The following is a 10986-nucleotide window of genomic DNA, read 5'->3' on the forward strand; positions in this document are numbered from 1 at the left end:
CCAGCTCACCAGCATCAGCGCCCCGTCCCGCCGACTGCGGTTGCCGTCGCCTCCAGCCGGGTGATGCCCGAGCAGTGTTTGCTGTCGTCCATGTCGGTCGCTTCCACTCTTCATTTCGAGTCCGGCCGCAAGGATGGCGTCGGGCGGTGCATCGCGCGACCCGCCCTCTTGTTGCACGACCGCGAACACCTAATGGTTCAACCTCTTGGCGTTGCGACGCTTCGTTCACCCAGGACGTGACCGAAGCCGTGCGGCACTTCGATTTGCCGATTCTCTCCACGCTCTCCCTCACGTACGCCCTTCAGGAATCGCTCCACGAGTACGACCGGATCGTTTCCGCCGGGATCATCCAACCTCAGTTCTTCGCGGCCACGGACCAGCCCGGCGCCGTCATCTACCTCGGCGTCATGCTGAGCGACGTTCGGGAGAGGGAGGACGAGCTCGGGCGATTCTACGCCGAGACGCTTCGGCATGTGCGTCAGCGGCTGGGAGATCCCGAGGCTGGTGCGGTGATGGAGGTCCGTTGACGGAAGATGTCCCCCCTTGCATCCCATCCGTGATCCGCTAGGTTAGCCGACCCGATTTTCGGTCTTTATTCGGTTTTCTCGGGTTTAGAAAGGTCGCATGGACGCAGGTCGCGGGAGCCGGAGGGCGCTCTGCCTCTGGTGGCCGGGGTTCGAGCTGGAACTGGAGCGGATCCGGACGCCGTCGCTCGCGGACCCGCCGCTCGCGCTGCCGACGGTGGGAGACCGCCGCCGCATCGAGATGGGGTGCGCGCTCGCGGCCTCCTTCGGAGTCGAACCGGGCATGATCGTCTCGCAGGCGATCGCGCTCTGTCCCTCGCTCGTCCTCTGCGAACCGGATCCGGATTTTCACGACGCGGCGCGCGACCGGATCGCGGAAGTCCTCCGCGGCTGGAGTCCGGTCGTCGAACGGTCGGTGGATCGGGGGCGGTTCTTCGTGGGGGTCGACGGACTCGAACGCCTGTACGGCCCGCCGGAGCGTCAGATCGCGGGGCTCCGGGCGCGGCTTGAGGCGCTGTCGCCGTGGCTCGCGGCGAGCGCCCGGATCGGCTGCGCGCCGGGGAAATTCGCGGCCTGGGTCGCGGCGCGGTCCGCGGGGTCTGCCCGGTCGACGGGGTCGGCGGGCTCCGGTCGGTCGGGCGCGGCCGTCTGCGTGGCACCGGCCGACCTCGCTGCGTTTCTGGCGCCGCAGCCGGTCGATGTGCTGCCGGTGTCGCCGCGCGTGGCCGGGCGGCTGAAGCGGCTCGGGGTCCGCCGGCTCGGACAGCTCGTGCGCATGCCCGAGCCGGCGCTCGTGTCGCAGTTCGGGGCCGATGGGCGCCGGGCGCTCGCCTGGGCGCGGGGGACGCGCATCGACCGTGTGCGGCCGGAGGCGCCGGCCCGGCCGATTCGCGTCGCGCTCGACTTTCCGAGCCCGATCGGACAGCTCGAACTGCTGCACGCCGCGCTCGACCGGCTCATCGGTCGTGCGCTCGAGCATCCGCGGCGGCGAGGCAAGAGCGTCCGCGGCCTCAGGGTGTCGGCGAGCCTCGAGGACGGCGGCTCCTGGTCCATTCGCGCGGTTGCCCGGGAACCCACGAGCGAGCCCGAACGGCTCGGGGCGTTCCTCCGCTCGCGGATCGCGCTCGACCGGCCCCGGCGCGCGGTCGAGACGCTGCGGCTCGAACTCTTCCGCTTCGGTCCGGCGAGCGCGCAGACGGGGCTCTTCGACCCGAGGGAAGGCGCGGCCCGCGTCCTCGGTTCGCTGGAGACGAAGGATGGCGAACTCCTGCCCGCGTTCCGCCGCGCGGCGCGCCTGCTGCGGCTGCGGCTGGGAGGCGCCGCGCTGTTCCGGGTGCTCGAACTGGAGCCGAACTCCCGAATTCCCGAGCGCCGGCACGCGCTCATGGAAATTGCGTAGCAGCCTGTGGCGAAACCCGGCGCGGCGCCGAGACCGCCGAGGCCGAAACCTCCTGCCGGGAAGCTGCGCCCGCTCAACCGGCCGCGTCCGGTGCGGGTCCGGCTCGGCGCCGCCGGGGTGCCCGTGAGCCTCGAAATCCGGGGGCGCTGGCGACGGATCGGCGACGTGCCCGACCAGTGGCGGATCGATGACGAGTGGTGGAGGGAACCGATCTCGCGCGCCTACTTCTCGATCGTGCTCGAAAACGGCGCCCACCTCACCGCGTACCACGATCTGATGCTGGATCGCTGGTTCCTGCAGCCGGAGTAGCCGCCGGTGGCCGACTACGTCGAACTGCACGCGCACTCGGCCTACTCCTTTCTCGATGGAGCGTCGCGGCCCGAGGAACTCGCGGCGCGCGCGCTCGAACTGGGCTATCCCGCGCTCGCGCTCACCGACCACGACGGTCTGTACGGCTCGATGGAGTTCGCGCGGTTCGCCCGCGCCCACGGGCTGCAGCCGATCACCGGCGCGGAACTCACCCTCGCCTCGCCGTTCGCCGCCGCCGGAGACGTTCCCGCGGGAACGTCCGGAGGCCGCGCGCCGGCGGAACGGGGGGCGGAAACGGGCGACTGCCACGTCACGGTGCTGGCGGAGAACGCGACGGGGTACGCGAACCTGTGCCGGCTCATCACGCGGGCGCACATGGAGAGTCCGCGCGGGGAGCCCAGGCTCGACCTCGACGCGCTTCTCGAGCGGCCCGAGGGGCTCATCCTCCTCAGCGGGTGCCGCCGGAGTCCCCTCCTCGCGGCGCTCGAACGGGGGACGGACGAGGCCGAGCGGCTGGCCGCTCGCCTGCGCGACGCGTTCGGCCCCGGCAACCTTTTCGTCGAACTCCAGAACAACGCGGTCCACGGCGATCTCGCGCGCGGACGGGCGCTGGGCGCGCTGGCCGACCGGCTCCGCATCCCGGTCGTGGCCACGGGCAACGTCCACTACCACGTCGCCGACCGGCACCGTCTCCAGGACGTCCTGGTCGCGATCCGGAACCGGACGACGGTCGACGATTCGCACGAACTCCGCCGCCCCAACGCCTGCTTCCACCTCGCCTCGCCCCGCGAGATGGCGTGGCGCTTCGCGTCACGGCCCGACGCGCTCCGCAACACGCGCGCGATCGCCGAGCGCTGCCGGGCGTTCGATCTCACGGCCGACCTCGGCTATCGCTTCCCCGACTTCAAGGGGAGCGGCTTCGCCCCCGCCATGCGCGTCCTGCACCACGTCTGCCGCCGGGCGTTCGAGATCCGCTATCCCCCCGGCAGCAGATACCGCCGCGAAGCCGAGGAGCGGCTCGCCACCGAACTCGCGCTCGTCGACCGGCACGACCTGGCCGGGTTCTTCCTCGTCTATCACGACATCCTCGAACTGGCCCGGGAGGTCGCGCACCGCGTGCGGGGCGACTCGATGCCGCGCCAACTGCTCCCGCCGGGGCGGGGACGCGGGTCCTCGGTCTCCTCCATCCTCTGTTACCTGATCGGACTCTCCCACGTCGACCCGGTGCGGACGAACCTCTTCCTCGGCCGGTTCCTGAACGACGCCATGGAGAGCGTCCCGGACATCGACATCGACTTTGCGCGCGACATCCGGGAGGAACTGATCCTCGCCGTCTACGAGCGCTACGGGTACGACCACGTCGGGCTCGTGTGCACCTTCCCCACCTACCGCACGCGCTCGATCGTACGCGAACTGGGCAAGGCGCTCAGTCTCCCGGCCGGCGACGTGGAGAAGCTGGCCAAGCTCGCCGAGCCGGGAGAGGACGGGTTCATGGCCGAACTCGAGCGCATCCCCGGCCTCGAAGCGCGCGCCAACTCGCGCATCTGGCGGGTCTTCGCCGAACTGGCGGGGGAGATCAAGGGACTCCCGCGGCACATCTCCCAGCATGTGGGCGGGATGATCATCTCGAGCCGGCCGCTGGTGGAGATCGTCCCGCTCGAGCCCGCCGCGTGGGAGGGACGCGTCCTCTGCCAGTGGGACAAGGACTCCTGCGACGACGCGCGCTTCATCAAGATCGACTTCCTCGCGCTCGGGATGCTGTCGCTCGTCGAGGAGGCGGTGGAGACGATTCATCTGCGCCACGGCGAGGTTCCCGATCTCTCGCGCATCGACTACGAGGATGAGGAGATCTACGACCGCATCTGTTCGGGAGATACGGTGGGGCTGTTCCAGGTCGAGAGCCGCGCGCAGATCCAAATGCTGCGGCGGGTGCGGCCCCGGAACCTGGCCGACCTCGCGGTCCAGGTCGCGATCGTGCGGCCGGGCCCGATCGTCGGCGGGGCGGTCAACCCCTACGTCCGGCGGCGCGAGAAGCTGCGCAACGACCCGGACTACGTCGTCCCCTACGACCACCCCCTGCTCGAGGAGGCGCTCGGCGAGACCCTGGGCGTGATCATCTTCCAGGACCAGGTGCTGCAGGTGTGCCGGGCGCTCGCGGGCTTCAGCGACGGCCAGGCCGAGGGGCTGCGGCGCGCCATGAGCCGCAAGCGCTCGCGCGAGGCGCTGCTGGGGTACTGGACCGCGTTCCGGGACGGCGCGGCGGCGAAGGGGGTCGACGGCCCCACCGCGAAGAAGGTGTTCGAGCAGGTCGTCGCGTTCTCGGAATTCGGGTTCCCGAAGTCGCACGCGGTGGCGTTCGGGCTCCTCGCCTTCCAGTCCGCCTGGCTCCGCGACCGCTACCCGCCCGAGTACTACGTCGGGCTCTTCAACAACCAGCCGATGGGGTTCTACTCGCTCGACGCGATCGGCCGCGACGCGCGCCGGCACGGGGTCGGCGTCCGGCTCCCGGATCTGAACCTCAGCGAGGTCGCCTGCACCGCCGAGGAGGGCGACGTCCGCATCGGTCTCGGCATGGTCCGCGACTGGGGGACGGAGGTGGCCGAACTCGTCGTGGCCGAGCGCGAGCGGGACGGGCCGTTCGCGTCGCTGCCCGACTTTCTGCGCCGTACCCCGGCCGCGCTCAAGCGGGATGCGATCGAGAACCTGATCTGGGTCGGCGGGCTCGACTCGCTGGGGATCGAACGCCGTGACCTGCTGTGGCAGACGGGCCTCTGGTTGGGCCCGGAGGCCGAGACGGAAGCGGAACGCCGCCGCCGCGAACTGGCGACGAGCGCCGCGGGACTGGGCGGAGACGCGCCGCCCCCCGTACGGGGCCGCCGAAGCGCCGACCGCTCGGACCAGGGCCAGACCGAACTCGCGCTGGACGATCCCTACGCGGATCTCCGCTTCGCGGGCACGCACGACATGGAGAAGCTGATCGCGGAGTACCGCCTCCTCTCCTTTGCCGCCTCTCAGCACCACCCGTTCGCGCTCGTGGGCGACCACCTCCCCGAGCGCACCGTCTCCTCGGCCCGCTTCCCCGACCTTCCGAACCGGAGCGAGGTGCGGGTGGCCGGAATCGTCGTGGCCCGCCAGCGCCCGCACACGGCCGGCGGCTACATCTTCATCCTCATGGAGGACGAATTCGGGCCCGTCAACGCGATCGTGAGGCCCGAGGTGTACCGGGAATGCCGCGCCGCGATCCGCCTCGAACCCTTCCTCTACATCGACGGCACGCTCCAGAAGGACGGCGCGACGTACAACGTGCTCGCCGGGGGCGTGTACCCGCTGCGCCTGAGCCCCGAACTCCGCCCGGGCCACGGGACGGTGGTCCCGGCCACGACCGATCGGCTCGCCGAGCCCGACCCGTTCGCGTACCTGGAGGCGCTCAGACGCGACCCGCCCCCCACCATGAGCTGGGGCCGCGGCGGCGGCTGCCGTTGATGAAGGCGGCGCAATCGGCTGGCGACGCTAGGTGCCCGGGGTGGCCTCGAGCGTTTCGAGCCAGCGATAGCCGTAGGCCGGCACATTGGGCGATCCGGTCATGCCATCGGGGAACATGTCGAACCGCTCGACGCGCAGGCGGTAGTCGACTTCGTGCCGGGGCTGGAAGCCCACGATCTCGCCGCGGTAAGGGGCGCCGTTGACGACCTTGCAGTACCCGGGATAGCCGTCGTCGCACTCGACCCGGTGGCGATCGATGGCGATCTCCTCCTCCGTGCCCGCCGCCCGGGTTCTCGAGACGACTTCGCCCAGTACATACCGGCCATCGGCGTACCGGTCGGCCTCGAGGGTGTAGTGGTAGCCGGCCTCGTACTCGAAGCTCGTGACGATGTCGTCATACGGCGCGCCGTCCAGCACCATGCAGAAGTCGTCCGTCCGGGTGCATACGACCCGCGCCGGACCTGCCGACAGGGTGGCCGGAGTGGATGGCGCCGGGGTCTTCTCCAGTTGCTCAAGGAGACGGTACGCATACCGGCCGGCATCCTGCGGCGGTTCGCTCCCGCCCCAGGGATCGTACTTGCCGATGCGAAGTCGGTAGTCGTAGCCGGCCTCGTATTCGAATCCCTCGATTCCGTCGTAGAACAGCCCGCCGTTGACCACCATGCACGTTCGCACGCCCACCCCGTAACACTTGGCGAGCGTGGGGCCCACGGTCACCTCCAGCGTCTCGACGTACGCGGGTTCGCCCGGTCCCACGGAACCGCCGCACCCGGCAACGACCAGGGCCGGCAGAAAGAAGAAAGCGGATCGTCGTGTACGAATGGGAGCCCTCCTCGGCTGGCGGTTCGACTCCAGGACATACCCCTCGGCCGCCCACAGGTTCTCCTCCGCGCGTCGAGAGCTCCGCACCGTCAGTCCGGGGCAGTCCGGCCCAGGGCGCGCCACCGGTGTATCATGTAACGGGAGGCCGAATACCGCTGAGTACAGGGAGGCACCGGATGAATGGGCCGCGACGCACCCTTGTCGCCGTCACCGCGGCGCACGCGGTCGCGGGCCTCGCGCTGCTCTCGGCGAGCATCCCAGCCGCCGCGCAGTCCGACGCGTCGCCGTCCGCGCCGGGGGCGGTGGTGTGCGTGGGGAGCGAGCTGTCCACGCCGCGGACTCCGGATCCCGACCGCCGGTTCGGCTGGGAGGGCATCACCGTGGTCTATCGGTCCGACGTGGCCCTGGCCTACCGGGTCGGCGTCCCGCTCGCAGACCGGCCGGGCGTGGAACGGGCCCTGCGCTCGGAACTCGGCGACCACGCGGAGGCTTCGTGCGCCTGGTCGAACCGGGGAGACCGTCACGTGGCGATCATCGGCTACACGTCGTCGGTCCGTCTCTCCCCGACATCGGATCCGGACGGCTCGGCGTACCGGCGTTTCGCCGTGGGGTTCGGGGCGAGCGCGGCGGCGGCCGAGGCCAACGCGACGACCGGCAACGACCATTTCGCGAGGTACTACGATGGGGGCGGCTACGAAGTCGTCGCCCGGGAAAGCTGGGGCGTCGTGGAGGACGGGGTGGCGCCCGGGGACACGGATCGGGCCGCAGCGGCGTTCGAGGTGTTCGGCGTGTTCCGCGACTGCGCGTTCTGTCCCGAGATGGTCGTGGTGCCGCCGGGGACGTTCACGATGGGTTCCCCGGAGTCGGAGGAGTTCCGGGGAGCCGTCGAGGGTCCGCAGCACTCGGTGACGATCGGGGCTCCGTTCGCGGTGGGCGCGTACGAGGTCACGTTCGCGGAGTGGGACGCGTGCGTGCAGATGGGCGGTTGCCGCTACACGCCGGCCGACCGGCGCTGGGGTCGGGAACGTCGTCCGGTGCTGTACGTGAGTTGGGAGGATGCGCAGGCCTACGTGTCCTGGCTTTCCGGACTGACGGGGCAGCCGTACCGCCTTCTGAGCGAGGCGGAGTGGGAATACGTGGCCCGGGCCGGAACGGTGACCGCCCGGTACTGGGGCGAGGGCGTATCGGACCTGTGCCGCTACGCCAACGGAGCCGGGGGCGGGTCCAGAGCCCGGTCGTTCCGGGGTCTCCGGTTCAGCCGCGGGTACGGCATCGAGACCGGAGCGGCACCGTGCAACGACGAGTACGGGGGGACGGCGCCGGTGGGGTCCTTCGCGCCGAACGCGTTCGGGTTGTACGACGTGCTGGGGAACGTGTCGGAATGGACGCAGGACTGCTGGAACGACAGCCATCGGGGCGCTCCGGCGGATGGGAGCGCCCGGGAGTCGGGAGACTGCGACCGCCGGGTCCTCCGCGGCGGTTCCTGGTTCATCGGCGCGTGGTTCCTCCGGTCCGCGAACCGGTCCATGAATCTCCCCGACAGCCGGGACATGTACTACGGATTCCGCGTGGCCCGATCGCTCCCCTAGACTCCTTCGAGACCGACCTGTCCTGAAATCCGGCAGCCTCCGTCCCACCCACGTATCATGTCCGCCATGGAGAGAGAACCGGCGTGCCGCGGCGAGCCCCGCATTGTGGACAAGCCCTGGGGGCGCGAGGTGTGGTACGCCCGCACGGACCGCTACGCGGGGAAGGTTCTCGAAGTCGAAAAGGGGCACATCCTCTCGCTGCAGAAGCATCTCGTGAAGCACGAGACGATGCTGCTTCAGTCCGGGCGCATGCGCTTCACGCTCAACGATGCGGTCTTCGAGTGGCTCCCGGGCGAGGTCGTCTCGATCCCGCCCGGGAACGTGCACCGCATGGAGGCGCTCGAGGACAGCGTCATCCTCGAGGTGAGCACGCCGGAACTGGACGACCTGGTGCGCCTCGAGGACCGCTACGGACGGGTCCGTTGAACCGCTCGATCCGGTTTGAACGTTCCCGCGGACTGCTTGGATGTTTTTCGTAAACCGCTTTCAATAAATGATTTACTGTCGTATCGGCGGCATTGCTCCCACCAATATTTCCGCCGGGAAGAACCGGATTCCCGTGGCCCTCGGTGACCGTCATCGGACGTAAGCGATCGAGTGGACGCCCCCTCGCCACGTCCGGCGCTCCTGCGTGCGCTTGCCTCTCGTGACAGGCGAAGCGTGCGCAAAGGTGGCAACTCGATGCGCAACGAGCCCTCTTCGAAAGGTAGCTCGCCGTCCGCAATATCTTCTCACGCCGCGGTTCATCAAGCCAGCGTTCTCGGTGCCCTCGAAGCGCGCGACCCCATCCGATAGTTTATGCGGCCGTATGAACCATGCGACGTGCGGTGACGCCATCCGATCGCACGGGGGACGACAGTTCTCGTAGCCGTCAATGTTCGCGGATCCGAGTTAGCTGCCCTTCAAGCCAGACCAAACCAAGGGAGGTCTCACATGCGAGTTCTTTTCACCGTCATCACGCTCGTATTGGTCTCTGTTGCACCCTTGGCTGGTCAGGCCACGCTCGCCGTAAAGGGCGGGCTCGGCCGCGCCTTGCTCGGCACGGATGAGGCGGGCGTTGTGACCTCCCCGCGCACGGGAGTCGTAGCCGGGGCCGAACTCGGCTTCGCACTCACGCCCAGTTTGGGGCTCCGGTTCGGCGGGTCATTTGCGCAGAAAGGCTCGAACAGCGTTCGAGATCGCCGACGGGTTGTTGTCGGCGCACGGCTCGACTACCTGCAGGTGAGTGCGCTCATCAGGCTGCGCACGCCGATCCAGTCGCAGGGTGTCGCGGTCAGCCTGCTCGCCGGTCCATGGGCCGGCCATTTGCTCTCCTGCTCGGCAAGTGCCGAAGCGCCGGACGAGGGTGAGCTGAATGCGATCTGTTTGCGTGAGGGCGAAGGAAGCGTAGGCACGCCTGTGGTCGTCGCTACCGCGGTCAAGTCGATGGACTACGGCATCGCCGCGGGCGTCGCGCTCGAGGTTGGGATCGGCGGCTTGCCCAAGCTAGCCGCGGACCTGATTTGGGCCCCTGGCTTGGGTGAGATTGACATCGACGGTAGAAAGACCAAGCACATCTTCGTTCAAGCGGGGATCATGCTACCGCTGGGGTCCCGCGCGGAGAGCCCCAGCGGCGGCTGAGCCGTGGGGCGCGGGATCCGGCAGCACGTCAGCGCCCCAACCCCAATTCCCCGACGTCGTACCAGTCCAGCGCCCGGTCCGGAATCCCGTCGGGATCATTCGGGCCTACCTGCCGCTCAACCAGCACCACCAGAGTCGAGCCCAGGACGTCGAAGCCCCGTAGGCGGTCCCTGACCTTCACCGACCCCACGTACGCGGCGTTCTCGTACACGTCCAGATAGGACCATTCATGCGTGTCGCGCTGCGTGGCGACCCAGTAGCGGTTGGCCGAGTCGAACAACTGGTCGGCCGTGCTCAGAAAATACTTCTTCGGCGTGGCTCGATAGCTCTCCAGGTTCCTGTCAACATCCGTGGAGGACGGGAACCCATTCGCAATGTTCAAGGCCATGAGCGATTCCTCGTAGCGGGCCACGTCCCGTTCGTCGGGGAGGTCCGCGAGGTACGTCGGGGCACGCAACACTGTGGCATTGCCGGTGTTGCCGACGAAGATCAGATGACCTTCGCAGGCTAGGAAAACCCAACCCCCAGTCCGGTCCGGGATGCCCCAGGTGACTTCCCCGCACGCGACACCCCAAGGCCCCTCCGGTGACGCTTCCTCCGTCACGACCTCCCCGGTGGCGATGTCCATGTCGTACCGGGTCATCAGCGAACCGGAAACCGCGCGGCCGAGCATCATCATGATGTCCACCTTCACACCCGAGAGGACTGTGCCGAATGACCGGAAGGTCACATCCAGTAGTGGTGCCGGCACATCCGATACATGAGCACCCGATGGCTCGAACACCGTGAAGCGGCCCAGTCCGGGGTCATGGACGCCAACCGTCCCGTCCGCGCCGCGAGCGAGGTAGGCTGGGCTCTCAAACTCGCCGGGACCTTCCCCCTCTCGGCCAAAGACTCCCACGACGGTCCCTTCTACATCCACGCAGCGGACCCGCGTCTCGTAGGAATCGGCTACGCACGCGACGCGCTCGTCGACGAGAAGCGCGACCGCGCCGCTTTCGCTCAGCGGCAGGGCGGCGGTGCCGATTACCTCGGGTGTGAGAATGTCCTCGCCGGCCGCGTCCTCCTGAGCGAAGGCGCCGGTGAAGGCCAGGAGTGCTGCGACGGCGAGCACTTGGAATGTCTTCATCGGACTGAGACGCGGCCGCGATGGCTTGGTCTTGTACGGCATGAGAAGAATCCTCCACGCGATAGGGGACGCATCGAGTCCTTCGAACTCGCCTTCCGCATGCAGACGGAG

Annotated in this window: 9 protein-coding genes; 7 read left to right on the plus strand and 2 right to left on the minus strand. The window is 69.0% G+C overall.

Translation table 11 applies throughout. The features are described 5' to 3' along the window. The first annotated feature begins 248 nt into the window (after window positions 1-248). From OXN85_01610 to dnaE, 4 genes are all read left to right on the plus strand, one after another. Entirely contained in the window at window positions 249-527 is a 279-nt protein-coding gene (locus tag OXN85_01610) for a hypothetical protein (protein ID MCY3598657.1), read from the plus strand. Window positions 528-624: 97 nt separating this feature from the next. Next, a complete protein-coding gene (locus OXN85_01615) occupies window positions 625-1923 on the plus strand; it encodes a DNA polymerase Y family protein (GenBank protein MCY3598658.1) in 1299 nt (432 codons plus the stop codon). Between the two features lie 90 nt (window positions 1924-2013). Continuing rightward, window positions 2014-2232 (plus strand): hypothetical protein, encoded by a 219-nt coding sequence (locus OXN85_01620; GenBank protein MCY3598659.1) that lies wholly within the window; start codon window positions 2014-2016, stop codon window positions 2230-2232. A gap of 6 nt (window positions 2233-2238) precedes the next feature. Continuing rightward, window positions 2239-5715 carry a DNA polymerase III subunit alpha gene (dnaE, locus tag OXN85_01625; GenBank protein ID MCY3598660.1) on the plus strand — a complete coding sequence of 1159 codons (3477 nt, stop codon included), beginning with the start codon at window positions 2239-2241 and terminating at the stop codon, window positions 5713-5715. A gap of 27 nt (window positions 5716-5742) precedes the next feature. On the opposite strand, the gene OXN85_01630 is transcribed toward dnaE, so the two are convergent. Continuing rightward, window positions 5743-6624, minus strand: coding sequence for a DUF4377 domain-containing protein (locus tag OXN85_01630; GenBank protein ID MCY3598661.1), 882 nt, complete (start codon window positions 6622-6624; stop codon window positions 5743-5745). Window positions 6625-6713: 89 nt separating this feature from the next. Here OXN85_01630 and OXN85_01635 point away from each other — a divergent pair, with 89 nt between their 5' ends. The 3 genes from OXN85_01635 to OXN85_01645 all read left to right on the plus strand — a co-directional run bounded on the left by OXN85_01635 (window position 6714) and on the right by OXN85_01645 (window position 9746). After that, window positions 6714-8126: a formylglycine-generating enzyme family protein gene (locus tag OXN85_01635; protein ID MCY3598662.1), complete on the plus strand. Its 1413-nt coding sequence runs from the start codon at window positions 6714-6716 to the stop codon at window positions 8124-8126. A 66-nt stretch (window positions 8127-8192) separates the two neighbouring features. Continuing rightward, window positions 8193-8552 (plus strand): cupin, encoded by a 360-nt coding sequence (locus tag OXN85_01640; GenBank protein MCY3598663.1) that lies wholly within the window; start codon window positions 8193-8195, stop codon window positions 8550-8552. Window positions 8553-9059: 507 nt separating this feature from the next. Continuing rightward, window positions 9060-9746 (plus strand): hypothetical protein, encoded by a 687-nt coding sequence (locus tag OXN85_01645; protein MCY3598664.1) that lies wholly within the window; start codon window positions 9060-9062, stop codon window positions 9744-9746. 28 nt (window positions 9747-9774) lie between these two features. Here OXN85_01645 and OXN85_01650 read toward each other — a convergent pair. After that, window positions 9775-10986 (minus strand): hypothetical protein (locus OXN85_01650; GenBank protein ID MCY3598665.1); only part of this gene is annotated, 1212 nt, incomplete at its 5' end.

Source organism: Candidatus Palauibacter australiensis, from assembly GCA_026705295.1.
In the GTDB taxonomy this organism is placed as follows: domain Bacteria; phylum Gemmatimonadota; class Gemmatimonadetes; order Palauibacterales; family Palauibacteraceae; genus Palauibacter; species Palauibacter australiensis.

Coding starts and splice junctions, on each gene's coding strand:
- OXN85_01615 (MCY3598658.1), top strand. CDS start 625: ATGGACGCAGGTCGCGGGAGCCGGAGGGCGCTCTGCCTCTGGTGGCCG.
- OXN85_01640 (MCY3598663.1), top strand. CDS start 8,193: ATGGAGAGAGAACCGGCGTGCCGCGGCGAGCCCCGCATTGTGGACAAG.
- OXN85_01645 (MCY3598664.1), top strand. CDS start 9,060: ATGCGAGTTCTTTTCACCGTCATCACGCTCGTATTGGTCTCTGTTGCA.
- OXN85_01635 (MCY3598662.1), top strand. CDS start 6,714: ATGAATGGGCCGCGACGCACCCTTGTCGCCGTCACCGCGGCGCACGCG.